The following is a 22434-nucleotide window of genomic DNA, read 5'->3' as shown; positions in this document are numbered from 1 at the left end:
TGCGGGAGGAGATTGAGAGACGTAAAACGAACGATCCTTCTCTTTACTCGCCCCGGAGGCGCCCCATGTCCGCCACGCCCCAGCGCCGCATGATCGCGGCGATGGTGCTCGTTCCGGTCTTCGCCGCCCTCGCCCTGTGGGCCTTCGTCTGGCCCGCGGCGCGCGTCGCCCCCCGCGACGTGCCCATCGGGCTCGCCGGCCCCGAGAGCGCCGTCACACAACTGGAGAAGGGCTTACAGCAGCGCGGGGAGGAGTTCGAGCTCCACCGCTACGCCGACGCGGGCGCCGCCCGCGCGGCGATCGAGGACCGGACCGTATACGGCGCGCTGGTCGCCGGCGCCCAGGGCCCGGAGGTGCTGGTCGCGTCGGCCGCGAGCCCGGCCGTCGCCCAGCTGCTCCAGCAGGCCGCCGCCGCACAGAGCCCGAACGGGCAGGTGAAGGTCACGGACGTGGTGGCCGCCCCGTCCGGCGACCCGCGCGGCAGCGGGCTGGTCGCGAGCCTCCTGCCGCTGGGCCTGGCGGGCCTCGCCGCGGGCGCCGTGGTGACGTTGACGGGCCTGCGGGGCTGGCGCGCGGCGGCGGCCCTGGTGGGCGGCGCGCTCCTGGTGGGCGTCGTGGGCGCCACGATCGCCGACACGTGGCTCGGGACGGTCGACGGCAACTGGGCGGCCGAGGCCGGGGTCCTGGGGCTGACGGTCCTGGCCACCGGCTCCGCGATCGCCGGCTTCGCGGCACTCATCGGGCCGCCCGGCATCGGTGTCGGCGCGGTGCTGATGGTGCTGCTGGGCAACCCGTTCTCGGGCGTGACCAGCGCGCCGGAGATGCTGCCGGAGCCGGCCGGGACGCTGGGGCAGTTGCTGCCGCCCGGCGCGGGGGCGTCCCTGCTGCGCTCGGTGGCGTTCTTCGACGGCGCCGCGGCCGGCGGCCCGCTCCTCACCCTCCTGGTGTGGGTGGCCCTGGGCATGGCGCTGGTCTTCCTGGGCGCCCGCCGCGGCCCCGCCGGGACGGCCGGCCGCCCGTCCCCGTCCGCCGCCGCGTCGCGGCCCACCCCCGTCGGCTGACCCGACGCCGGACGCCGCGCGCCCCCGCCCGCACCGGGCGGGGGCGCGCGGCTTTCGCGCGTGCGCGGTGCCGCGCCGGTCAGCCGCCGTGGGGGCGGTGCTCGGCCGCGATGCCGAACCGGCGCTGTTCGCGTGGAGCGGACGGCACGGCGCCCGACTCCACGACGGAGCCGATGGCGCGCTCCCCGGCCGCCTCCGCCGCCGATTCGAGTCGTTCCAGGTCAGCGGAGGAGACCAGCGCCACCAGCGGCTTGCCGTGCCGGGTCACGACGACCCGTTCCCCGCCGTAGACGACGCGGTTGATCAGATCGGCGAGCTCCGCCCGGGCTTGCGTCACCGGAATCTCATAGGCCATGCTCCCATTCTAAGGCTCTGTACATTCTGTACATTCATTACGGATGGAGGTCTCCTTCATGACCGTGAACGCCCGCCACGTCCTCCCCGAGTTCACCGAACGCGCCCGTGGAGGCACCCGCGCCCTCGACCCGTACGACAAGCTCCTCGAAGAGCGGATCGTCCTCCTGGGCACCCCGGTCGACGCCACCGCCGCCAACGACGTGGTGGCCCAGCTCGTCCACCTCGAGTACGCGGCGCCGGACCAGGACGTCTCCCTCTACATCAACTCGCCCGGCGGCCCGGTCGAGGCGATGACCGCGGTCTACGACGCCATGCAGACCCTCACCTGCGACGTGGCGACCACCTGCGTCGGCCGGGCCGAGTCCACCGCCGCGGTGCTGCTCGCCGCCGGCGCGCCCGGCAAGCGCGCCGCCCTGCCCGGTGCCCGGGTGCTGCTCCGGCAGCCCGGGCCGACCGACCCGTTGCGCGGACACCCCTCCGACCTGGACGTCCACGCCCGCGAGCTGGTGCGCCAACGCGACCTGCTCGTCGACCTGCTGGCCCGGCACACCGGACGGGAACGCGACCGGGTGGCGGCCGACTTCGACCGGGACCTGTTCCTCGACGCGGCCGGCGCACGGGAGCACGGCCTCGTGGACCACGTGGTCCACGGCCGGAAGGGATGACCGTGCGCCCCCCGGAGCCCCCGCCCCTGCCGGCCCTCACGCGCGCGGAGGGCGCCTACGTCGACGCGTACCTGGACACGGTCGACCTGCTGGGACGCCTCAATCCGGCCCGCGCCGCGCACGCGTACGGCGCGCTGCGGGCGGCGCAGGCGCTCGTCGGCCGGGCGGTCGCGCTGCGCGACGCGCTGACGCTGATGCACCAGCGGGGCGAGGACGAGGTCCATGCGGAGACCCTGGCGCGTGCGCTGCGCGCGCTGGACGGCGAGCGGCGCACCCGACGCGTGACGGTGCCTCACGACCCGCTGGCCTGACCGGTTTGGCAGACCCGGCCGGGGGATCCCCGCTCGACCGTTCGGCTGAGACGAAGGGACGAACTTCGTGCGGGCCGAGTTGCGGACCGCGCGTAGGCACCGGGCGGCTTCCGGCCGCGACGCCGCAGGTACGGGGCTCGGCAGCACGCGGCCGACCCGCCGGAAAACGCCGCTGTCCACCCGATCGGACCAGCCGTGACGAGACTCACACCGCCCCGTCGCAACCCCGAATTCCCGGGTCCTGCGGGAAAGATCCGTCTCGACGACAAGCCCCCGCCACCCCGGCGGGGCGGTCCGGGCGGACGCCGAGTCCTGCCGCCGTCCGGACGACTGGTCGACACGAGTGGATCGGCAGGAGTGGAGGACCCGAGCAGTACGGGGCGGCCACCGCGCACGGCGCGGACCGGCTCCCCTCGGGGTGAAGCCGCGTCAGCGGCCGGGCATCTTCGTCCTGTCCGAACCCGACAGGCAATCCTTCACAGGCGGGTTGACGAAGGGTACTGCATGTCCGCGACGCAGGATCAGGTCCCGGTACCGCACTCCCGCACCGCCCCGCACGTCCCGCCCGGGGACGCCTCCCCGGACGCCTCCCCCGCCCACCCGATGTCGGCCCGGATCACCCGGGCCCTGACCGCCCTCACCCTGGCCGCCGTCGGCGGCACGCTCGTCGCCCCCGGCGCGGCCCCCGAGGCGCACGCCGCGCCGGCCGCCGCCAGCAAGGCGTTGAAGGTCGCCGCGTCGAAGAAGGGCTCCCCCTACCAGTGGGGGGCCGCCGGCCCGTACCGCTTCGACTGCTCGGGGCTGACGCTCTACTCGTACAAGCGGGCCGGGAAGAAGCTGCCGCGCACCGCGCAGGCCCAGTACAACAAGACGCGCCGGGTGGCCGCGTCGAGCCGGCGCAAGGGCGACCTGGTCTTCTTCCACGGCGGCGGCGGCGTGTACCACGTCGGGATCTACGCCGGGAACAACAGGATCTGGCACTCCCCCAAGACCGGCTCGTGGGTGAAGCTCGACCGCATCTGGACCCGGTCCGTCTCGTACGGCCGCGTGCGCTGACACCGGGGCGCGGCGCCGGGCTCCGGGCGCCGGCGGGTCAGGTCTGGACCGGCGAGGCCCAGGGCAGGGCGATCCACACGGTCTTGCCGCCCTCGCCGGTCGGCGTGACGGACAGCCGGCCGCCGCGCTCGGCGGCCAGCCAGCGGACGATGGCCATGCCGCGACCGCTGTCCTGCTGGGCGGTCGCGGGGAGCCGCCGCGGCCGGCGCGGGTGGCTGTCGGTGACGCCGATGCGCAGCCGCTCGTCCCGTTCGAGCCGCAGGTCGACGGTGAAGGTGGGCGACAGGCCCAGGGTGTGCTGGACCGCGTTGGTGGCGAGTTCGGAGACGATCAGCCGGACCGCGTCCGCGGTGTCGGTGCCGGAGCGGAGCCCCCACTCGGCGAGCACGTCGGAGACGTATCTCCGGGCGGCGGGGACCGAGGCGGGATCGCTCGGCAGAGTGACGGACGCTTCCTGATGGTCTGCCATGGCGGCGCTGTCCCTTTCCCACCGGGGCCGGACTCCGACGTGACGTGGATTCCTGGTCGGGACGGCCCCGGACTGTGCTCCGCGCCAGCCTGCCACTCATGTCGCCCCAACAGGGAGGCATCTACCGAGATATGTGTTTATCCGCCGCTCGATACGGTGATCCCTGCGACAGGCGAGCGGATTCAGCGGGACGGCGCGGTGCGCAGGATCACCGCCACGGCCCGGTCGACCTCCTCCTCGCCGAGGTCCGCGCGGGCGGTGAGCCGCAGCCGTGACACCCCGTCCGGCACGGACGGCGGCCGGAAGCAGCCGACCGCGACGCCCTCGGCGCGGCAGTCCGCCGCCCAGCGCAGGGCCTGCTCCGGCGAGGGCGCCCGCACCGACACCACCGCCGCGTCGGGCCGTACGGCGGTGAGACCCGCGCCGGTCAGCCTCGCGTGCAGGGCCGCCGCCACCGCACGGGCGCGGTCGGCCAGACCCGGCTCGCGGCGCAGCAGGCGCAGGGCCGCCAGGGCCCCGCCCACCGCGGCCGGGGCGAGGCCCGTGTCGAAGACGAAGGTCCGGGCGGCGTTCACCAGGTGTTCGACGACCCGGGCGGGCCCGAGGACGGCGCCGCCCTGGCTGCCCAGGGACTTGGAGAGCGTCGCCGTGGCGACCACGTCGGGCGCGCCGGCGAGGCCCGCCGCGTGGAGGGCACCGCGGCCGCCGTCGCCCAGCACGCCCAGTCCGTGCGCGTCGTCGACGACGAGGGCGGCGCCGTGCTCCCGGCAGGCGTCGGCGAGGGCGCCGAGCGGGGCGGCGTCGCCGTCGACGGAGAACACCGAGTCGCTGACGACGAGGGCGCGCCGCCCGGGGTGGGCGCCCAGGGTCTTGCGCACGGCTTCCGGGTCGGCGTGCGGGACGACGGCGGTCTCGGCGCGGGAGAGCCGGCAGCCGTCCACGATCGACGCGTGGTTGCCGGCGTCGGACACGGTGAGGGAGCCGCGGGCGGTGAGCGCGGTGAGCGCGGCGAGGTTGGCGGCGTACCCGGACGAGAAGACCAGCGCCGCCTCGAAGCCGCAGAACGCGGCGAGTTCCCGCTCCAGTTCGGCGTGGAGGTCGGTCGAGCCGGTGACGAGCCGCGAGCCGGTGGAGCCGGCGCCCCAGCGTCGGGCGGCGCCGGCGGCGGCCGCGGTGACCTCCGGGTGGCGGGTGAGGCCGAGGTAGTCGTTGCTCGCCAGGTCCAGCAGGTCCGTGTCGGCGGGGCGGGGGCGCAGCGCGCGGACGAGTCCGGCGGCGGCGCGGCGGCGCGCCTCGGCGTCGGTCCAGGCGAACGGGGCCTCGGGCACGGCGGCGCCGGGCGCGTCCTTGGGCATGTCTGGGTCCCCTTTGTAGGCAGCGCACAGACCCTAACGAAGATGGGGCGTGGTCAGAGTGTGGTCATCCACACACCCGCGACGGGCCGCGTTGTCGAGTTCCTCCTTGGCCGCGGGGTGTGCCGTACGCCAGGATCAGCGCCATGGACCTGTTGAACACGCTGGTGGACAAGGGGCTGCGGCGTGAGCTGCCGACCCGTGAAGAGGCGCTCGCCGTCCTGGCGACCTCCGACGACGAGCTGCTGGACGTGGTGGCCGCGGCAGGAAAGGTGCGGCGCCACTGGTTCGGACGGCGGGTGAAGCTCAACTACCTGGTGAACCTGAAGTCGGGGCTGTGCCCCGAGGACTGCTCGTACTGCTCGCAGCGGCTGGGCTCGAAGGCCGACATCCTCAAGTACACCTGGCTGAAGCCGGAGGAGGCGTCGAAGGCGGCCGCCGCGGGGATCGCGGGCGGCGCGAAGCGGGTCTGCCTCGTCGCCAGCGGCCGGGGGCCGACGGACCGGGACGTGGACCGGGTCTCGAAGACGATCGAGGCCATCAAGGAGGAGAACGACGGCGTCGAGGTGTGCGCGTGCCTCGGGCTGCTCTCCGACGGGCAGGCCGAGCGGCTGCGCTCGGCGGGCGCCGACGCGTACAACCACAACCTCAACACCTCCGAGGCGACGTACGGGGACATCACGACCACCCACACGTACGCGGACCGGGTCGACACGGTGCGAAGGGCGCACGCCGCGGGCCTGTCGGCGTGCTCGGGCCTGATCGCCGGCATGGGCGAGACCGACGAGGACCTGGTCGACGTGGTGTTCGCGCTGCGCGCGTTGGACCCGGACTCGGTGCCGGTGAACTTCCTCATCCCGTTCGAGGGGACCCCGCTCGCCGAGGAGTGGAACCTCACTCCGCAGCGGGCGCTGCGCATCCTGGCCATGGTGCGGTTCGTCTGCCCGGACGTGGAGGTCCGGCTGGCGGGCGGGCGCGAGGTGCACCTGCGGACGCTCCAGCCGCTCGCGCTGCACCTGGCCAACTCCCTCTTCCTGGGCGACTACCTGACCAGCGAGGGCCAGGCCGGCAAGGCGGACCTGGAGATGATCGCGGACGCCGGTTTCGAGGTGGAGGGCGCCGGTACGACGACGCTGCCGGAGCACCGCGTGGACGCGGCCGCCGGGGGCGGCTGCGGGACGGGCGGCGGCTGCGGCTCCGACGGCGCGTGCGGCCCGGCGGCAGAGGCCGGTGCGCCCGCGGAGGCGGACGCGGCCGTTCCGGGGGCCCGGCCGGACCTGGTGACGGTGCGCCGCCGGGGCGCCGGGACGGACCTGGCGCCCAATGCCTGAGCCGCTGTACGGGCCGGGCGAGCTGCTCGCGCTGGACCGGGAGCACGTGTGGCACCCGTACGGTCCGATGCCCGGCCGGATCGACCCGCTCGTGGTGGAGTCGGCCTCCGGGGTGCGGCTGCGCCTGGCCGAACCGGCCGAGGGGCGAACGGAGCTGGTCGACGGCATGTCGTCCTGGTGGTCGGCCGTGCACGGCTACAACCACCCGGTGCTCAACGAGGCCGTGCGCGGCCAGCTCGACCGGATGAGCCACGTCATGTTCGGCGGGCTCACCCACGAGCCGGCCGTCCGTCTGGCGGCCCGTCTGGTGGAGATCACACCGGCCCCGCTGCGGCACGTGTTCCTCAGCGACTCGGGGTCGGTGGCCGTCGAGGTCGCCGTGAAGATGTGCCTCCAGTACTGGCGGTCCGCCGGCCGCCCGGCCAAGCGGCGGCTGCTGACGTGGCGGGGCGGCTACCACGGGGACACCTGGCAGCCCATGTCGGTGTGCGACCCCGAGGGCGGGATGCACGGGCTGTGGGCGGGGGTGCTGCCGCGGCAGGTCTTCGCCCCGGAGCCCCCGGCCGCGTACGAGGAGGAGTACGCGCGCGGGCTGCGCGAGCTGGTCGCCCGGCACGCCGACGAGCTGGCCGCCGTGATCGTCGAGCCGGTGGTGCAGGGCGCGGGCGGGATGCGCTTCCACTCCCCCGCGTACCTGCGGGTGCTGCGGGAGGCGTGTGACGCGAACGACGTGCTGCTGGTGTTCGACGAGATCGCGACGGGGTTCGGCCGGACGGGCGAGTTGTTCGCGGCGGACCACGCGGGGGTGGCACCCGATGTGATGTGCCTCGGCAAGGCGCTGACCGGCGGCTACCTGTCGATGGCGGCGACGCTGTGCACGGCGGGGGTCGCGGAGGGCATCTCGCGCGGCGAGGTGCCGGTGCTGGCCCACGGGCCGACGTTCATGGGCAACCCGCTGGCCTCCGCGGTGGCGTGCGCCTCGATCGACCTGCTGCTGTCGCAGGACTGGGCGCGGGAGGTCAAGCGGATCGAGGCCGGGCTGCGCGAGGGGCTGGAGCCGGCGCGCGCGCTGCCGGGGGTCCGGGACGTGCGGGTGCTCGGGGCGATCGGCGTGGTCCAGTTGGACCACCCGGTCGACGTGGTGGCGGCCACGGCGGCGGCGGTGCGCGAGGGCGTGTGGCTGCGGCCGTTCCGGGACCTGGTGTACGTGATGCCGCCGTACGTCACGGGCGACGGGGACGTGGCACGGATCTGCCGCGCGGTGTGCGCGGCGGCGAGGGAGGGTTGACATGCCGGTCGTGGTGGTGAGCGGTACCGGTACGGAGATCGGCAAGACGGTGGTCACGGCCGCCGTCGCGGCGGCGGCGTGCGCCGCGGGCCGTTCGGTGGCCGTGCTGAAGCCCGCGCAGACGGGTGTCGGGCCGGGCGAGCGGGGCGACGCGGACGAGGTCGTACGGCTCGCCGGGTCCGGGGTGACCGGGCGCGAGCTGGCCCGGTTCCCCGAGCCGCTGGCGCCGGAGACGGCCGCCCGGCGGGCCGGGATGGCGCCGGTGCGGCCGGACGCCGTGGCGGAGGCGGCCGAGAAGCTGGCCGCCGAGCACGACCTGGTGCTCGTGGAGGGCGCGGGCGGACTGCTGGTGCGGTACGACCCGCAGGGCGGCACGCTCGCGGACGCGGCGCGGCTGCTGGGCGCGCCGGTGCTGGTGGTCGCCGCGGCGGGGCTCGGCACGCTCAACCTGGCGGCGCTGACCGGTGAGGCGCTGCGCGCGCGGGGCCTGACCGCGCTGGGCGTGGTCGTGGGGAGCTGGCCGAAGGCGCCGGGGCTGGCCGAGCGGTGCAACCTCGCGGACCTGCCGGCCTCGGCGGGCGCCCCGCTGCTGGGCGCGGTCCCCGAGGGGGCCGGTGCCCTGTCCCCCGCGGCCTTCCGGGCGGCGGCGCCGGGCTGGCTGGCGCCGCCGCTGGGCGGGACGTGGGAGGCCGGGGCGTTCGCGCGGGCGGCGGGCGCCTGAGCACGGGGCCCGGGCGCGGGCTCCGGGGTCTCGCCGCGCGGGGGCGGGCGCTTTCGGTCCTTGGGGGCCGGGCGCCCGGCGCCTACGCTGACGGGTATGCGAGCGACTGTCAGCGAGATCGTGTTCGACTGCGCGGACCCCGCCGCCCTGGCGCGGTTCTGGGCCGGGCTGCTGGGCGGCGAGCCGGTGGACCGGGAGCCGGGCTGGTCGTACGTGGACCCGCCGGGGTTCGCACGGGTGGCGTTCCAGCGGGTCCCGGAGGGCAAGTCCGTGAAGAACCGGCTGCACCTGGACCTGGACGGCGGCGACGTGGCGGCCGCCGCCGACGAGGCGGTCGCCCTGGGCGCCGTGCGGGTCGGCGGGATCGTGCGGGACGCCTACGGACGCTTCCAGGTGCTGCGCGACCCGGAGGGCAACGAGTTCTGTCTTGTGGGTGACTGACGGGCTCTCGGCGGCGCGGAGCGGGGCACAATGCCCCTGTCCGCCCTGATCCGCCGGATGTCGCCGAGGAGGTCCCCGATGTCAAAACAGCGTACGAAGGCCGGCCCGGACGCCGTGCACCACCCCCTCTTCGCCCGCTTCTACGCGCGCGTGAGCGCGGTGGCCGACGCGAAGGGCGGGGTCGGGGAGGTGCGGCGGGAGCTGCTGGACGGGCTGTCCGGGCGGATCGTCGAGGTGGGCGCGGGCAACGGCCTGAACTTCCCGCACTACCCGGCGGCCGTGTCCGAGGTCGTCGCGATCGAGCCGGAGCGGGTGCTGCGGCGGCTGGCCGTGGAGGAGGGGCTGCGGGCGGGGGTGCCGGTGGACGTGGTGCCGGGGACCGCGGAGGCGCTGCCGGTCAAGAGCGAGGCGTTCGACGGCGCCGTCGCGTCGCTGGTGCTGTGCAGCGTACGGGACGTGCCCAGGTCCCTGGCGGAGCTGTGGCGGGTCCTCAAGCCGGGGGGCGAGCTGCGGTTCCTGGAACACGGCCTGGCGCGGGGGCGGGTGGCGGCGGCGGTGCAGCGGGGCGTGGACGCCACGGTGTGGCCCCGGCTGTTCGGGGGCTGCCGCACGGCGCGGGACCCGCTGGCCGGGATCGAGGCGGCCGGGTTCGAGATCGTCACGTACCGGAGGCTGCGGCTTCCGGAGCGGGGGGTTCCGCTGCCGTCGTCGCCGGCCGTCCTGGGCGTCGCGCGGCGGCCCGCGTCCGGTACCGCCTGAGACCGCCGCGCCCGCAGGCGCGCAGGTGGGCCGGGGAGACCCGGGCGCGGACGCCGCCGGTGACGAGGGCGTTGACCGGGGCCATCGGGTCGGCGGCCATCGCCTTGGCGAACAGGACGCCGAGGGCGAGGGGCAGCAGGGCGCCGGCGAGGGCCGTGCCGAGCGGGGCGATCCGCTTCGGTTCGACGCGGCGGCGGGCGGGTGCGCGGGTCATGGGCCCAGGCAACCGCGGCGGCGGGGCGCGGGGCATCCGCCGGGGTACTCGGGTGCCGGCCCGCGGCGTACTCAGGCGGGCGCCGGGTCAGAGCGTCCAGCGCTCCAGTTCGCCGGCGATGTCGCGGATGTCCGCCGTGCCGCCCTTCACCAGGCGCGCCAGGTCCCTGACCCGCTCCGGGGAGGTCGTGACGCGCAGCCCGCACGCGACGAGGTAGCCGTACGCGACGGCCGACGCGAACAGCGCGTTGGAGTGCTCCAGTGCCGGGACGTGCAGCAGCAGTTGCAGCAGGGCCGCGGCGCGGGTGTGCGGGTCGTCGTAGACGGCGATGCCGAATATCTCGGCGTCGTGCCGGCTGACCGCGGCGACGAGCGCGCCCCAGTCGACGACCTGCGGGTCGCCCGGGGCCTTCTGCTCGGCGACCATCAGCAGCCAGGCGAGATCGACGGAGAGGTTCATGCGCGCGCGAACGCCCTCACCGGCCGCCCTCCGGGCGGGGCCGGGGCCCGAGCGCCGGGTCGCCGCGGAACTCGTCGGCGAAGACGGACTCGTACTGCTTCATGAAGTCGGCCGCCGCGTCCACGAACGTGCGGCCCGCCTCACCCACGTCGCGCTGGACGAGCTCCTCGATGTACCGGTTCACACTGACCCCCCGCTGTCGCGCCCTGCGCCGGGCGGCCTCGGCGGTCACCTCGTCCACCCGTACGTTCAGCTGAGTCTTCGCCACCCCACCAAGCTAGCGTCCTGGCGCTAGCATCCGCAAGGGGCGGGGCCGGCCGAATCCGTTCGACGCCGCCTCGCGCGCGATGATGGGATGACCCGTATGGACGATCTTCGTATACGCGCCGCCGACCCCGCCGACCTGGACGCCGTCCTGGCCTTCTGGAAGGTGGCGGCCGAGGGCGCGAGCATCAGCGACGACCGCGACGGCGTCGGGCGGCTGGTCGCCCGGGACCCCGGCGCCCTGCTCCTGGCGGAGTGCGGCGGGGAGCTGGCGGGCACCGTGATCGCCGGGTTCGACGGCTGGCGCTGCCACCTGTACCGGCTCGCCGTCCACCCCGAGCGGCGCCGGCGGGGCGTGGGGACGGCGCTGCTCGCCGCCGCCGAGGAGCGGTTCGCGCGGCTGGGCGGGCGGCGGGCCGACGCGATGGTGCTGGACCGCAACGGACTGGCGCACCACGCCTGGCGGGCGGCCGGCTACGCCCCCGAACCCCAGTGGAGCCGCTGGGTCAAGCCGCTCGCGGACTGACCGGGGACCGGTCCTGACGCCCCTTTTGCCGCTCCTTTAGCATGGGCGGACGATTCCGACCGCATGCGAAAGGTGCGTGAGCGTCCGCCCATGGGCGAGCCCCCCGGTAGTACGACCCGCTCTCGACATCGCGCGTTCCTCCCGCCTCTGACCGATCATGGGATGGAGGTGAACCGATGACGGAAGTGCTGCTGCTCCTCGTGGCGCTGCTGCTCGCTCTGGCGTGCGGCGCGTTCGTCGCCGCCGAGTTCTCGCTGACCACGATCGAGCGCGGGACGCTGGAACGCGCGGTCGAGCGTGGCGAGCGCGGCGCCGCCGGCGCCCTGAGGGCCGTACGGTCGCTCACGTTCCAGCTCTCCGGCGCCCAGCTCGGCATCACCGTGACCAACCTGGTCGTGGGCATGCTCGCCGAGCCTTCCGTCGCCCGGCTCATCAGCAGCCCGCTCCGGGACCTCGGCGCGTCCCCGGGGGTCGCCTCGTCGCTGGCGCTGGTGATCGGCACGGCGCTGTCGACGGTGGTCCTGATGGTCGTCGGCGAGCTGGTGCCCAAGAACTGGGCCATCTCGTCGCCGCTCGCGGTGGCGAAGGTCGTGGCGACCCCGCAGCGGGTCTTCAGCGCCGCCTTCAAGCCGCTGATCAGCCACCTCAACAACACCGCCAACCACCTGGTGCGCCGCCTGGGCATGGAGCCCGCCGAGGAGCTGGCGTCCGCGCGCGGCCCGCAGGAGCTGGTCGCGCTGGCGCGCCACTCCGCGAAGGAGGGCGCGCTGGAGCCGGACACCGCCGAGCTGTTCGTCCGCACGCTCAACCTGGCCGAGCTCACCGCGGAGAACGTGATGACGCCGCGCGTCCAGGTCACCGCCCTGGAGGTGCAGGCCACCGCGGAGGACGTCGCCAACGCCACCCGCGCGACCGGCCTGTCCCGCTTCCCCGTCTACCGGGGCAGCCTGGACACGGTCGTCGGCACCGCCCACATCAAGGACGTCCTGGCCGTCCCCGCCGAGCTGCGCCACCGGACCCCGGTGGTCGAGCTGCTGCGCGAGCCGGTGCTGGTGCCGGAGAGCCTCACCGTGGACCGGCTGCTCGACCGGATGTACGGCAAGGCCACCATGGCCGTCGTCATCGACGAGTACGGCGGCACGGCCGGGGTCGTGACGATGGAGGACATCGTCGAGGAGGTCGTCGGCGAGGTGCGCGACGAGCACGACCCGCACGAGACGCCGGACCTGGCGCGGGCCGGCGAGGACCCCGACGGGCGCACGCTGTGGTCCGCCGACGGGGCCGCCCGCACCGACCAGCTGCGGTCGATCGGGCTGCACGTCCCGGAGGGCCCGTACGAGACGCTCGCCGGGCTCGTCGCGACGGCGCTGGGCCGCATCCCGGAGGCCGGGGACACCGTCGAGGTGGCCGGCTGGCTGCTGAACGTGGTCGACGCCTCGGGCCGCCGGGCGGCGCGCGTCATGCTGCACGCCCCGGCCGCGGCGGAGGAGGAGCCCGGGGAGGCGGGAGGCGCCGGTGGCCCGCGGGACCCGGCTTCCTCCGGGGCTTCGCGTACCTCGGGCGCCTCCGGGGCTTCAAGGGTCTCCGGGGCCTCGGGTGCCTCCGGGGCTTCAAGGACTTCCGGCGCCGCCGGTCCTTCGGACGAGGAGGCCGGCCGATGATCGTCGTCCAGTTGCTGATCGGCTTCCTGACGCTGGTCCTCAACGCGTTCTTCGTCGGCGCGGAGTTCGCCCTGATCTCCGTACGCCGCAGCCAGGTCGAGCCGCGGGCCGAGGCCGGCGACCGCAGGGCGCGCAGCGTCCTGTGGGGCCTGGAGCACGTCTCGGCGCTCCTCGCCGCCGCCCAGCTCGGCATCACGCTGGCGACGCTGGTGCTCGGCGTCGTCGCGGAACCGGCCATCGCGCACCTGCTGGAGCCGCTGTTCGCCGCGGTCGGCGTGCCGCACGGCCTGGTCCACCCGATCTCGTTCGTGATCGCCCTGGCGGTGGCCACGTACCTGCACATGCTGCTGGGCGAGATGGTGCCGAAGAACGTCGCCCTCGCGGAGCCGGTCCGCACCGCGCTGCTGCTCGGCCCGCCCCTGGTGGCTCTGGCGCGGGCGCTGCGCCCGGTGATCTTCACGGTCAACGCGTTCGCCAACGCGCTGCTGAAGCTGCTGCGGGTGGAGACGAAGGACGAGGTCGCGGCGACGTTCTCGGACGACGAGCTGGCCCGGATGGTCACCGACGCCGGTGACGCGGGGTTGCTCGACGACCGCGCCGCCGAACGGCTGCACGACGCGCTGGAGCTGGGCCGCCGCCCGGTGCGCGACGTGGTCATGCCGCTGGAGCGGGTCGTGTACGTGCAGGTCGGCACCACGCCGGACGAGGTGGAGCGGCTCGCCGCGAGGTCCGGGTTCTCCCGCTTCCCCGTGGTGGACCGGTCCCGCCGCATCCTGGGCTACCTGCACGTCAAGGACGCGCTGGACGTCATACCGCGCGACCGGCCGCTCCCGGTGACGGCGATGCGCCCGATCGCCCGGGTGCGGGCCGCGACCCCGCTGGACGACGTGCTGACGGCGATGCGCCGCAGCCGTACGCACCTGGCGGCCGTCCTCGACGACGACGGCCGGCTGGCCGGGCTGGTCACGATGGAGGACGTGCTGCGCGAACTGGTGGGCGGCCCGGCCTCCTGACGCCCGCGCGGCCGGACCCGAGGCCGCGGCGCGCGGGCGGGCTCCGGCTCAGAAGCGGGTCGCGGCCAGCCAGGCGTCGAGGAGCGCGCGGTCGCCGGTGACGGTGAACCGGCGCTCCCCGGCGCCGTACCGGCCGTACAGCAGGAGCAGCAGCTCGCCGCACCCCGCCTCGACCGTGACGGTGGCGCCGGTGCCGGTGGGGTCGTCGCCGTCCGCGCGCCAGGCGAAGCCGCCCCCGCCGAGCGTGAGCGTCCACACCCCGCCGGTGTCGGCCGCGCGCAGCCGCAGGGTCGCCCCGTCGCGGCCGAGCCGGGACGTCGGCTCGGCCACCCAGCCGTAGTACGGCAGGTTCTCCAGGAACTCCTCGATGCCGTCGGCGGCCGTCCCCGGCGCGATCAGCGGCTCGGCGCCCAGCGCCAGTTCGACGTCGGCGAGGTGGACGGCCGTCTCGAAGAACAGCCGCCGCGGGTAGAACCGGACGTGCGGGTCGGCGCCGTACGACCACATCGGCGTGTCGGGGTGCGCGGCGCGCAGGGCCCGCAGCACCGCGTCGGTCCCCCGCGCCAGCCAGGCGGGGTACGCGGCCGGGTCGCCGGGCAGGTCGAGCGGGACGTCCTCGACCTCGACGCGCGCGGGGGCGCGCGTGCGGACGAGGTGCTCCATCCAGCGGTGCACCTCCCCGACGTGCCGTGCGAGGTCGGCGAGGGTCCAGCCGGGGCAGGTGGGCACCGGCGTCGCCGGGTCGGCGCCCCGCACCGCCGCGACGAACCGCGCCATGTGGTCCTGGACGCCGTCGCAGTACGCGGCGTGGGCGCCGCCGGTCAGGCCCAGGCTCTCGGGCAGCCGCAGCAGCGCGGCGCGCCGGGCGCCCTCGGGTTCGCGGCGGGCCGTGTCGTGGAACAGCCCGGAGAGGCGGCGCCGGTCGGCGGGCTCGAGCCGCTGGAGGACGCGCGCCGTGTGCTCCGTCCACCGCACGGCCCCGTCCGGGTCGGACGCCCCGTCGCCGCGCGTGCCGGCGGCGGTCAGCAGGTGGGCCAGCGCGTCGGCCAACGCCCGCTCCAGTGCCTCCGTCATGGGCCCTCCCGCCTCTCCCCCGCCGTCTCCTCCGGCCGCTTCCCGCCCCGGCCCCCAGCGACCCTACGCGAACGTCCGGGCACGGCCCACACCGCGATACGATCGCTCCGCCATGGAGATGAATGCTACGTACACGAGTTTTGTCGCGGTGGGCGACAGCTTCACCGAGGGCATGTCGGACCTGCTGCCCGACGGCTCGTACCGGGGCTGGGCCGACCTGCTCGCGGGCCGTCTCGCCGCCCTGACGCCCGGCTTCCGCTACGCCAACCTGGCGGTGCGCGGCAAGCTCATCGCCCAGATCGTCGACGAGCAGGTGGACCGGGCGGCCGAGATGGGCGCCGACGTGGTCACGCTGGTCGGCGGGCTCAACGACACGCTGCGCCCCGGGTGCGACATGGGCCGGGTGCGCGCGCGGCTGGAGGAGGCCGTCGAGCGGCTGGCGCCGTCGTGCAAGCGCCTCGTGCTGATGCGCAGCCCCGGTCGCCGCGGCCCGGTGCTGGAACGCTTCCGCCCGCGCATGGAGGAGCTGTTCGCGCACGTCGACGACCTGGCGGCGCGCCACGGCGCGCTGGTCGTCGACCTGTACGGGGCGCACGTGCTCGGCGACCCGCGCCTGTGGGACGTGGACCGGCTCCACCTGACGGCCGAGGGGCACCGACGGGTGGCCGAGGCGGTCTGGCAGGCGCTCGGACTGGAGCCCCAGGAGGACTGGCGGGCACCCCTGCCGCCGGAGGTGCGGGGCCCCTGGGCGGAGCGGCGGCTGAACGACCTGCGGTTCGCCCGGCAGCACCTGGGTCCGTGGATCGGGCGGCGGCTGACCGGCCGCTCGTCCGGCGACGGCCGCCCCCCGAAGCGCCCGGAGCTCCTGCCGTACAACGGCCCCTCGGCATAGCCGCCCCCGCCCGGCCGGGGCGCGGACGACAGGCGCCTCGTAGCAACGCACGAACCGGGGCGGGGCGTCGACCTGCAGGAACCGCCAGTAGAATCCGTACACGTGACTGCAAAGCCTCGCATCCCCAATGTCCTCGCCGGCCGCTACGCCTCCGCCGAGCTCGCCGTCCTCTGGTCCCCCGAGCAGAAGGTGAAGCTGGAGCGGCGCCTGTGGCTCGCCGTGCTGCGCGCCCAGAAGGACCTCGGGATCGAGGTCCCGGACGCCGCCCTCGCCGACTACGAGCGGGTCCTCGACCAGGTCGACCTGGCGTCGATCGCCGAGCGCGAGAAGGTCACGCGGCACGACGTGAAGGCCCGGATCGAGGAGTTCAACGCCCTCGCCGGGCACGAGCAGGTCCACAAGGGCATGACCTCGCGCGACCTGACGGAGAACGTCGAGCAGCTGCAGATCCGGCTGTCCCTGGAGCTGGTGCGGGACCGCACCGTCGCGGTGCTGGCGCGGCTCGGGAAGCTGTCCGCCGAGTACGGCGAGCTGGTCATGGCCGGCCGGTCGCACAACGTGGCCGCGCAGGCCACGACGCTCGGCAAGCGCTTCGCGACCGCCGCGGACGAGCTGCTCGTCGCGTACGCGCGCCTGGAGGAGCTGCTGGGCCGCTACCCGCTGCGCGGCGTCAAGGGCCCGGTCGGCACGGCGCAGGACATGCTGGACCTGCTGGGCGGCGACGCGTCGAAGCTGGCCGAGCTGGAGCAGCGGATCGCCGCGCACCTCGGCTTCGCGCACGCGTTCACGTCCGTCGGCCAGGTCTACCCGCGGTCCCTCGACTACGAGGTCGTGACGACGCTGGTGCAGCTGGCCGGCGCCCCGTCGTCGCTGGCGAAGACGATCCGCCTGATGGCGGGCCACGAGCTGGTCACCGAGGGCTTCAAGCCGGGCCAGGTCGGCTCGTCCGCGATGCCGCACAAGATGAACACCCGCTCCTGCGAGCGCGTCAACGGCCTGATGGTGATCCTGCGCGGGTACGCGTCGATGGCCGGCGAACTGGCCGGCGACCAGTGGAACGAGGGCGACGTGTCCTGCTCGGTGGTGCGCCGGGTCGCGCTGCCGGACGCGTTCTTCGCCTTCGACGGGCTGCTGGAGACGTTCCTCACCGTGCTGGACGAGTTCGGCGCGTTCCCCGCGGTCGTCGCGCGGGAGCTGGACCGGTACCTGCCGTTCCTCGCGACCACCAAGGTGCTGATGGCCTCCGTGCGGGCCGGGGTGGGCCGCGAGGTGGCCCACGAGGCGATCAAGGAGAACGCCGTCGCGTCCGCGCTGGCCATGCGCGAGCAGGGCGTCGAGCGCAACGAGCTGCTGGACAAGCTCGCGGCGGACGAGCGGATCCCGCTGGACCGCGCGGAGCTGGACGCGCTGATGGCCGACAAGCTGTCCTTCACGGGTGCGGCCGCCGACCAGGTGGGCGCCGTGGTCGCGCGGATCGGGGAGATCGCCGAGCGACACCCGGAGGCCGCCGCCTACGCCCCGGGCGCCATCCTCTGACATGGCCGCACGCCGGTTCACCGCCGAGGAGCTCCAGGCCGCCCGCGACCGCGTCGTCCCCGACGTGGTCGCGGACGGCCTGACCGTGCTCTTCTGCGGCATCAACCCGGGCCTCATGTCGGCCGCGACGGGCCACCACTTCGCCCGGCCCGGCAACCGCTTCTGGCCCGTGCTGCACCTGTCCGGCTTCACCCCGCGCCGGCTGGCGCCGTCCGAGCAGCACGAGCTGCTGTCGTACGGGCTGGGCATCACCAACGTCGTGGCGCGGGCGACGGCGCGCGCGGACGAGCTGACCGACGACGAGTTCCGGGAGGGCGGCCGGCTGCTCACCGCCAAGGTGGAGCGGCTGCGGCCGCGCTGGCTCGCGGTCGTCGGCGTGACCGCGTACCGCGTGGCCTTCGGCGACAGGAAGGCCGTGACGGGGCCGCAGGAACGGACGATCGGCGACACGCGGATCTGGGTCCTGCCCAACCCGAGCGGGCTGAACGCGCATTGGACGGCGCAGACGATGGCGGAGGAGTACGCCCGGCTGCGCGTCGCGGCGTTGGACGGTCCGTCTTCGTGACGGCGACGGCCCGCAGGTCCCCCGCCCGCCGCGGGTGGAGGCGCGGGCGACGTCCACCGCTTCGTCCTCGATCCGCGTCCTCCGCCCGCCGCGGGTGGAGGCGCGGGGCGTGACCGCCGGCGCGCCCCGGGGCTCCGCGGGCCCCCGGCGCGGTCGCCGGCGCGGTCGCCGGGCGGCTCGGGACGCCGCGGCGCACTCCGCTGTGCCGGCTCTCCCGGTCGGCCCGCGCTCGCCGCCCGCCCCGGCATTGAGTACCATCCGGCAGACACGCGGCTCGAGCTGGGAGGACACACGGTGGGGCGGCTGACCGGCGGGGACCCGTCGCTACTGCGGCGGATCAACTCCGCGGTGGTACTCCATGCGCTGCGCGGCGGTGACGCCCGTACGCTCACCGACCTCACGCGGCTCACCGGCCTCTCCCGCCCCACGGTTGAGGGGGTGACGGAGGGGCTCATCGAGGCGGGGCTCGTCGTCGAGGCCGGCCCCGAGGAACGCGAGGTGCGGCGCCAAGGGCGGCCCGCGCGGCGGTTCCGGTTCCGGGCCGAGGCCGGGCACCTGTTGGGCATCGAGATCGGCCCGCACCGGGTGGCGGCGCTCCTGTCGGGGCTCGACGGGCGCATCATCGGCGCGGGCACGCGCGCCGTCTCCGAGAGCGCGTCGGCCGACGAGCGGCTGGAGCGGGTGCGGGCGGCGGTCGCGGACGTGCTGCGCCGCACCGGCGTGGCGCGCGGCACGCTGCGGGCGGTCGGCGTGGGCACGCCGGGGATCGTCGAGGCGGACGGGACGGTGCGGCTGGGCACGGCGCTGCCGGGGTGGACCGGGCTGGCGCTGGGCGAGCGGCTGCGGCGGTCGTTCCACTGTCCGGTGCTGGTGGAGAACGACGCCAACGCGGCGGCGGTCGCCGAGCACTGGAAGGGCGCCGCGATCGACTCGGACGACATCGTGTTCGTCCTGGCCGGGTTGAGCCCGGGCGCCGGGGCGCTGATCGGGGGGCGGTTGCACCGGGGGTTCGGCGGGGCCGCCGGGGAGATCGGCGCGCTGCACCTGCTGGGGCGCGGGGAGGCCCCGGAGGCGCTGCTGTCGACGACGGACGAGCCGCTGCACCCGCTGGACGAGCAGGCGGTGGCGGAGGTGTTCGCGCGGGCGCGGCGCGGCGACGAGCGGGCGCTGGCGGCCGTGGACCGGTTCACCCAGCGGCTGGTGCACGACGTGGGGGCGCTGGTACTGGCGCTGGACCCGGAGATGGTGGTCGTCGGCGGGTGGGCGGCCGGCCTGGACGGCGTCCTGCCGCCCCTGCGGAAGGAGTTGGCGCGGTTCTGCCTGCGGCCGCCGCGCGTGGAGCTGTCGCTGCTGGGCGAGGCGGCCGTGGCGACGGGTGCGCTCCGGCTGGCCCTGGACCACGTCGAGGAGCAGTTGTTCGCCGTGGAGGGCACGGTCACCGCGCGGCGCTGAGCGGGGCGCCGCCCGCGGCTCAGGAGGCGATCTGGAGGTCGCCCGCGTCGCCGAAGGTCAGACGGCACGTGTCGGCGCGGTAGGTGGCGAGGGACACCGCCGCCGTACGGCCGCCGGACAGGTAGCGCGTCGTGACGACGAGCACCGGGGCACCGGGCAGGCGGTCGAGTTCCCGGGCGTCGTCCGCGCGGGCCGAGCCGAGCTCGACGGCGCGGTCCTGCCCCTCCAGGGGGAGCCGCTCCAGTTCGCGCAGGACTCCGCGCGCGAGGGCGGGGCCGGTCAGGGACTGGGACGTGACGAGGCCGGGGACGGAGGCGGCGGGGACGTACAACTGCTCGGCGGCGAGGGCCTGGCCGTGCGTGGCCCGCAGCCGGCGCACCGCGTACACGGGGCGGTCGGCGCCGCCGTCGGGGGCGTCGTCGGCCTCCAGGAGGCGGAGCACGGCGGCGGGCGGCGGCGCGGTGACGCAGTCGACGGCCTGCCAGCTCTCCTCGCCGGCGCCGGGCCAGCGGTGCCGGGCGGTGGAGACGTCCACGCCGACGCGGGGCGGGGCGACGGTCGTGCCGACGCCGCGGCGGCGCTGGAGGCGGCCCTCCAGCTCCAACTGTTCGAGGGCCTGGCGGAGCGTGGCGCGGGCGACGCCGAAGCGCGCGGCGAGCTCCCGCTCGTTGGGCAGGATCTCCCCGACTTGGAACTCGGAGTCGAGCGCCTCACCGATCACGGTCTTCAGGTGCCAGTACTTCGGCTCCGGCACCGATTCCAGCTGCGTGGTCCCCACCCTGATCCTCCGCGATCGCCGTGCCCCGGACGACTTTCCGTGCCTTTGTTTATTAAAGGTCCCTGCACTATCCCTGCGACCATAGGGCGGGCCACCTCCTTGGTCAAGACCAATCGTCGCCAGAGTGGGCGACATGACGGCGCCGCGTGGCCGATACGCTCTTGAACTCCCGGCCACCGAAGGGTATTTGCGGCCAATCCGCCGCCTCGACGGGGTCTGACGGGCGACGGGGGCGCCGGCACGGCCGTGGAGGTCCCGTTCACGGCGGAGTCCCCCGAGGGGGGCCGTGCGCCGTCCGCGCGGTACGGGCGGAGGAACCCGGGCGGGCCACCCCTGCCGCCGCACGGCATCCCCCACCGGCAGACGCGGGAGCCGGTGACAGGGTCCTGGCGGGTGAGCGGGACGTGGTGTGGACCTGCCCGGCTTCGGGGACGGCGGTGTCGCCGGGCGGCCCGGTGGCGGGAAGGAGGGACGCCACCCGGACGTCGGCCACGAGCCGGGCGCGCCCCGCGCGAGGGGTGGGGTGCCCTGCGCCGAAAACTGTAAAAATCAACCTTTAAGGGTTCAGATGCATGCTTAACCCGTCAGTCACACATCGTTCGTGACCGCGCAACACCGCTGCGTCAGAGTGCTGTCATGACCCAGATGCCCCAGACGACCACGGCGACCGTCACCACCGCGAAGCCTACCCGCCGACAGCACCACTGGCGGCGGGACCTCGTCGAGCTCGCGGCCCTGTTCACCGCCGTGGCGGTCGCGGACGCGATCGCGAACGCCATCGCGCACGGCCCGGACGGCCCGTACCTGCTCGTCGTCTCGGCGGTGGTCCTGGTGGCCACCGCCGCCTTCCACACCTGGTGGGCACGTCGCCACAGCCATGCGCCGCCGGCCTCGGCACCCCCGGAGACACCGGTCGCGCCGGACCGCGCGCCGGCCGCCGGGCGGGGCCACGGCGCGGAGCCCGTCCGGACCGGGACCGTGCTGTGGCGGATGCGGACCACCGTGCGCGACGAGCCGGGCAGCCTGGCCGCCCTGTGCGGGGCGCTCGCGGAGCTGCGGGTGGACATCCTGACCCTGCAGACCCATCCGCTGGCCGACGGGACCGTCGACGAGTTCCTGCTGCGCGCCCCCGCGCCGCTCCAGCCGGCCGCGCTGACCCGGCAGATCGCCGCGGCGGGCGGCGCGCACACGTGGATCGAGCGGGCCGACGCCCACGACCTGGTCGACACGCCCACGCGGGTCCTGGGCATGGCCACCCGCACCGCGCTCGACGCCGCCGAACTGCCCCTGGCCCTGCGGCAGCTGCTGGGCCGCTGCACCATCCGCTCCGTCCCCGCCGCCTCCCCCACCGGCCGCGGCAGCAGTCGCACGGCCCCGGTGGAGGGCACCCTGGAGCAGGGCGACACGGTGATGCTGCTGCGCGACCCGTACGGCGGGGTGCTCACGGTCGAGCGCCCGTACCTGCCGTTCACGCCCAGCGAGTTCGCCCGGGCCCGCGCCCTGGCCGAGCTGGACGCGCGCCTCGGGCCGCGGGTGCCGCGCAGCCAGGACGTCCTCACCCTGCCCGAGGGCGACGAGATCACCGTCCGCCGCGCCGACCAGGACGACGTGGAGGCCGCGCGGGCCATGCACGACCGCTGCTCCGACCACACCCTCGGGCTGCGCTACCACGGCCCCGTCGCCGACGCCGACCGCTACCTGAACCACCTGCTCAGCCCCCGCTTCGGCCGGACCCTCGCCGTCGAGACCGCCTCCGGCCGGATGGTCGCCCTCGGGCACCTGCTGTGGGACGGCGACGAGACCGAGGTCGCCCTGCTCGTCGAGGACGCCTGGCAGCGCCGCGGCATCGGCTCCGAGCTGCTGCGCCGTCTCGTCGGCCTCGCCGTCGAGGCGGGCTGCGACAGCGTCTACGCCGTGACGCAGGCGTCCAACACGGGCATGGTCGCCGCCATGCGCGCCCTGCGGCTGCCCCTCGACTACCAGATCGAGGAGGGCACCCTGGTGATCACCGCCCGGCTCGACGCCCTGCGCGCCGAACGGCGCAAGTCGGCCGAAAGGCACGGGCGGCCCGCTTCGGACACCGACCGGACCACGGAGTCCGGCCGCGCCGGTCAGGGCGCCCCTCACCATCCGTAGCCGCTTCCGGGAGGGCCCGGCGGCAGCGAGATCCGGCCAAAAACCGGCAGCGA

24 protein-coding genes are annotated in these 22434 nt (G+C 75.4%); 17 read left to right on the top strand and 7 right to left on the bottom strand.

The window, feature by feature from the left end; genetic code table 11:
• Window positions 1-65: 65 nt before the first annotated feature.
• Window positions 66-1061 carry an ABC transporter permease gene (locus RND61_RS20310; protein WP_315879432.1) on the top strand — a complete coding sequence of 332 codons (996 nt, stop codon included), beginning with the start codon at window positions 66-68 and terminating at the stop codon, window positions 1059-1061.
• A 79-nt stretch (window positions 1062-1140) separates the two neighbouring features.
• On the opposite strand, the gene RND61_RS20305 is transcribed toward RND61_RS20310, so the two are convergent.
• Window positions 1141-1416, bottom strand: coding sequence for a type II toxin-antitoxin system Phd/YefM family antitoxin (locus RND61_RS20305; RefSeq protein ID WP_315879431.1), 276 nt, complete (start codon window positions 1414-1416; stop codon window positions 1141-1143).
• Window positions 1417-1459: 43 nt separating this feature from the next.
• Between RND61_RS20305 and RND61_RS20300 the strand changes: the two genes are divergently transcribed.
• From RND61_RS20300 to RND61_RS20290, 3 genes are all read left to right on the top strand, one after another.
• Window positions 1460-2083: an ATP-dependent Clp protease proteolytic subunit gene (locus tag RND61_RS20300; protein WP_391653794.1), complete on the top strand. Its 624-nt coding sequence runs from the start codon at window positions 1460-1462 to the stop codon at window positions 2081-2083.
• Entirely contained in the window at window positions 2080-2394 is a 315-nt protein-coding gene (locus RND61_RS20295; RefSeq protein ID WP_391653793.1) for a hypothetical protein, read from the top strand. Before RND61_RS20300 ends, RND61_RS20295 begins: the two co-directional genes overlap by 4 nt.
• Before the next feature lie 603 nt (window positions 2395-2997).
• Window positions 2998-3450 carry a C40 family peptidase gene (locus tag RND61_RS20290; protein ID WP_315879497.1) on the top strand — a complete coding sequence of 151 codons (453 nt, stop codon included), beginning with the start codon at window positions 2998-3000 and terminating at the stop codon, window positions 3448-3450.
• A 37-nt stretch (window positions 3451-3487) separates the two neighbouring features.
• Here RND61_RS20290 and RND61_RS20285 read toward each other — a convergent pair whose 3' ends face one another.
• Both RND61_RS20285 and RND61_RS20280 read right to left on the bottom strand, forming a co-directional pair.
• Entirely contained in the window at window positions 3488-3919 is a 432-nt protein-coding gene (locus tag RND61_RS20285) for an ATP-binding protein (RefSeq protein ID WP_315879429.1), read from the bottom strand.
• A 182-nt stretch (window positions 3920-4101) separates the two neighbouring features.
• Window positions 4102-5274, bottom strand: a complete 1173-nt coding sequence (locus RND61_RS20280; protein WP_315879428.1) for an 8-amino-7-oxononanoate synthase — start codon at window positions 5272-5274, stop codon at window positions 4102-4104.
• Between the two features lie 143 nt (window positions 5275-5417).
• On the opposite strand from RND61_RS20280, the gene bioB reads away from it, so the two are divergent.
• The 5 genes from bioB (at window position 5418) to RND61_RS20255 (ending at window position 9811) form a co-directional block, all read left to right on the top strand.
• Entirely contained in the window at window positions 5418-6602 is a 1185-nt protein-coding gene (bioB, locus tag RND61_RS20275) for a biotin synthase BioB (protein ID WP_315879427.1), read from the top strand.
• Window positions 6595-7890, top strand: coding sequence for an adenosylmethionine--8-amino-7-oxononanoate transaminase (locus RND61_RS20270; protein WP_315879426.1), 1296 nt, complete (start codon window positions 6595-6597; stop codon window positions 7888-7890). The genes bioB and RND61_RS20270 overlap by 8 nt, the downstream gene beginning before the upstream one ends.
• Before the next feature lies 1 nt (window position 7891).
• Window positions 7892-8611 carry a dethiobiotin synthase gene (gene bioD, locus RND61_RS20265; RefSeq protein WP_315879425.1) on the top strand — a complete coding sequence of 240 codons (720 nt, stop codon included), beginning with the start codon at window positions 7892-7894 and terminating at the stop codon, window positions 8609-8611.
• Window positions 8612-8707: 96 nt separating this feature from the next.
• A complete protein-coding gene (locus RND61_RS20260) occupies window positions 8708-9052 on the top strand; it encodes a VOC family protein (RefSeq protein WP_315879424.1) in 345 nt (114 codons plus the stop codon).
• Window positions 9053-9130: 78 nt separating this feature from the next.
• Window positions 9131-9811, top strand: coding sequence for a class I SAM-dependent methyltransferase (locus RND61_RS20255; RefSeq protein WP_315879423.1), 681 nt, complete (start codon window positions 9131-9133; stop codon window positions 9809-9811).
• Between the two features lie 301 nt (window positions 9812-10112).
• On the opposite strand, the gene RND61_RS20250 is transcribed toward RND61_RS20255, so the two are convergent.
• Window positions 10113-10484, bottom strand: a complete 372-nt coding sequence (locus tag RND61_RS20250) for a fic family toxin-antitoxin system, toxin component (protein WP_315879422.1) — start codon at window positions 10482-10484, stop codon at window positions 10113-10115.
• A gap of 16 nt (window positions 10485-10500) precedes the next feature.
• A complete protein-coding gene (locus RND61_RS20245; protein WP_315879421.1) occupies window positions 10501-10752 on the bottom strand; it encodes an antitoxin in 252 nt (83 codons plus the stop codon).
• Window positions 10753-10839: 87 nt separating this feature from the next.
• Between RND61_RS20245 and RND61_RS20240 the strand changes: the two genes are divergently transcribed.
• From RND61_RS20240 to RND61_RS20230, 3 genes are all read left to right on the top strand, one after another.
• Window positions 10840-11274 (top strand): GNAT family N-acetyltransferase, encoded by a 435-nt coding sequence (locus RND61_RS20240; protein WP_391653789.1) that lies wholly within the window; start codon window positions 10840-10842, stop codon window positions 11272-11274.
• 176 nt (window positions 11275-11450) lie between these two features.
• Entirely contained in the window at window positions 11451-12935 is a 1485-nt protein-coding gene (locus RND61_RS20235; protein WP_315879420.1) for a hemolysin family protein, read from the top strand.
• Window positions 12932-13948 carry a hemolysin family protein gene (locus RND61_RS20230; RefSeq protein WP_315879419.1) on the top strand — a complete coding sequence of 339 codons (1017 nt, stop codon included), beginning with the start codon at window positions 12932-12934 and terminating at the stop codon, window positions 13946-13948. Before RND61_RS20235 ends, RND61_RS20230 begins: the two co-directional genes overlap by 4 nt.
• A 48-nt stretch (window positions 13949-13996) precedes the next feature.
• Here the strand turns inward: RND61_RS20230 and RND61_RS20225 are convergent, their stop codons facing one another.
• Window positions 13997-15022 (bottom strand): maleylpyruvate isomerase N-terminal domain-containing protein, encoded by a 1026-nt coding sequence (locus RND61_RS20225; RefSeq protein WP_315879418.1) that lies wholly within the window; start codon window positions 15020-15022, stop codon window positions 13997-13999.
• 112 nt (window positions 15023-15134) lie between these two features.
• On the opposite strand from RND61_RS20225, the gene RND61_RS20220 reads away from it, so the two are divergent.
• From RND61_RS20220 to RND61_RS20205, 4 genes are all read left to right on the top strand, one after another.
• The gene (locus RND61_RS20220; RefSeq protein ID WP_315879417.1) at window positions 15135-15914 is read left to right on the top strand and encodes an SGNH/GDSL hydrolase family protein; all 780 of its coding nucleotides are present in this window, start codon (window positions 15135-15137) and stop codon (window positions 15912-15914) included.
• 102 nt (window positions 15915-16016) lie between these two features.
• Complete coding sequence (gene purB / locus RND61_RS20215) at window positions 16017-17450, top strand: adenylosuccinate lyase (RefSeq protein ID WP_315879416.1); 1434 nt, start codon at window positions 16017-16019, stop codon at window positions 17448-17450.
• A gap of 1 nt (window position 17451) precedes the next feature.
• Window positions 17452-18015, top strand: a complete 564-nt coding sequence (mug, locus tag RND61_RS20210; protein ID WP_315879415.1) for a G/U mismatch-specific DNA glycosylase — start codon at window positions 17452-17454, stop codon at window positions 18013-18015.
• A gap of 294 nt (window positions 18016-18309) precedes the next feature.
• The gene (locus RND61_RS20205; protein ID WP_315879414.1) at window positions 18310-19467 is read left to right on the top strand and encodes an ROK family transcriptional regulator; all 1158 of its coding nucleotides are present in this window, start codon (window positions 18310-18312) and stop codon (window positions 19465-19467) included.
• 19 nt (window positions 19468-19486) lie between these two features.
• Here the strand turns inward: RND61_RS20205 and RND61_RS20200 are convergent, their stop codons facing one another.
• Window positions 19487-20245, bottom strand: coding sequence for a GntR family transcriptional regulator (locus RND61_RS20200; protein WP_315879413.1), 759 nt, complete (start codon window positions 20243-20245; stop codon window positions 19487-19489).
• Between the two features lie 636 nt (window positions 20246-20881).
• On the opposite strand from RND61_RS20200, the gene RND61_RS20195 reads away from it, so the two are divergent.
• The gene (locus RND61_RS20195; protein ID WP_315879412.1) at window positions 20882-22381 is read left to right on the top strand and encodes a GNAT family N-acetyltransferase; all 1500 of its coding nucleotides are present in this window, start codon (window positions 20882-20884) and stop codon (window positions 22379-22381) included.
• Window positions 22382-22434 lie beyond the last annotated feature (53 nt).

It is taken from the genome of Streptomyces tamarix, from assembly GCF_032423885.1.
Lineage (GTDB): Bacteria > Actinomycetota > Actinomycetes > Streptomycetales > Streptomycetaceae > Streptomyces > Streptomyces tamarix.
This window is presented reverse-complemented; position numbering and strand designations above follow the sequence as displayed.

Bases quoted from the DNA above. Each gene is read 5' to 3' on its own strand.
- bioD (WP_315879425.1), top strand. From the start codon at position 7,892: ATGCCGGTCGTGGTGGTGAGCGGTACCGGTACGGAGATCGGCAAGACG.
- mug (WP_315879415.1), top strand. From the start codon at position 17,452: ATGGCCGCACGCCGGTTCACCGCCGAGGAGCTCCAGGCCGCCCGCGAC.
- RND61_RS20270 (WP_315879426.1), top strand. From the start codon at position 6,595: ATGCCTGAGCCGCTGTACGGGCCGGGCGAGCTGCTCGCGCTGGACCGG.
- RND61_RS20290 (WP_315879497.1), top strand. From the start codon at position 2,998: ATGTCGGCCCGGATCACCCGGGCCCTGACCGCCCTCACCCTGGCCGCC.
- bioB (WP_315879427.1), top strand. From the start codon at position 5,418: ATGGACCTGTTGAACACGCTGGTGGACAAGGGGCTGCGGCGTGAGCTG.
- RND61_RS20255 (WP_315879423.1), top strand. From the start codon at position 9,131: ATGTCAAAACAGCGTACGAAGGCCGGCCCGGACGCCGTGCACCACCCC.
- RND61_RS20300 (WP_391653794.1), top strand. From the start codon at position 1,460: ATGGAGGTCTCCTTCATGACCGTGAACGCCCGCCACGTCCTCCCCGAG.
- RND61_RS20250 (WP_315879422.1), bottom strand. From the start codon at position 10,484: ATGAACCTCTCCGTCGATCTCGCCTGGCTGCTGATGGTCGCCGAGCAG.
- RND61_RS20295 (WP_391653793.1), top strand. From the start codon at position 2,080: ATGACCGTGCGCCCCCCGGAGCCCCCGCCCCTGCCGGCCCTCACGCGC.
- RND61_RS20280 (WP_315879428.1), bottom strand. From the start codon at position 5,274: ATGCCCAAGGACGCGCCCGGCGCCGCCGTGCCCGAGGCCCCGTTCGCC.
- RND61_RS20240 (WP_391653789.1), top strand. From the start codon at position 10,840: ATGACCCGTATGGACGATCTTCGTATACGCGCCGCCGACCCCGCCGAC.
- RND61_RS20230 (WP_315879419.1), top strand. From the start codon at position 12,932: ATGATCGTCGTCCAGTTGCTGATCGGCTTCCTGACGCTGGTCCTCAAC.
- RND61_RS20195 (WP_315879412.1), top strand. From the start codon at position 20,882: ATGACCCAGATGCCCCAGACGACCACGGCGACCGTCACCACCGCGAAG.
- RND61_RS20285 (WP_315879429.1), bottom strand. From the start codon at position 3,919: ATGGCAGACCATCAGGAAGCGTCCGTCACTCTGCCGAGCGATCCCGCC.
- RND61_RS20260 (WP_315879424.1), top strand. From the start codon at position 8,708: ATGCGAGCGACTGTCAGCGAGATCGTGTTCGACTGCGCGGACCCCGCC.
- RND61_RS20220 (WP_315879417.1), top strand. From the start codon at position 15,135: ATGGAGATGAATGCTACGTACACGAGTTTTGTCGCGGTGGGCGACAGC.
- RND61_RS20310 (WP_315879432.1), top strand. From the start codon at position 66: ATGTCCGCCACGCCCCAGCGCCGCATGATCGCGGCGATGGTGCTCGTT.
- RND61_RS20235 (WP_315879420.1), top strand. From the start codon at position 11,451: ATGACGGAAGTGCTGCTGCTCCTCGTGGCGCTGCTGCTCGCTCTGGCG.
- RND61_RS20305 (WP_315879431.1), bottom strand. From the start codon at position 1,416: ATGGCCTATGAGATTCCGGTGACGCAAGCCCGGGCGGAGCTCGCCGAT.
- RND61_RS20225 (WP_315879418.1), bottom strand. From the start codon at position 15,022: ATGACGGAGGCACTGGAGCGGGCGTTGGCCGACGCGCTGGCCCACCTG.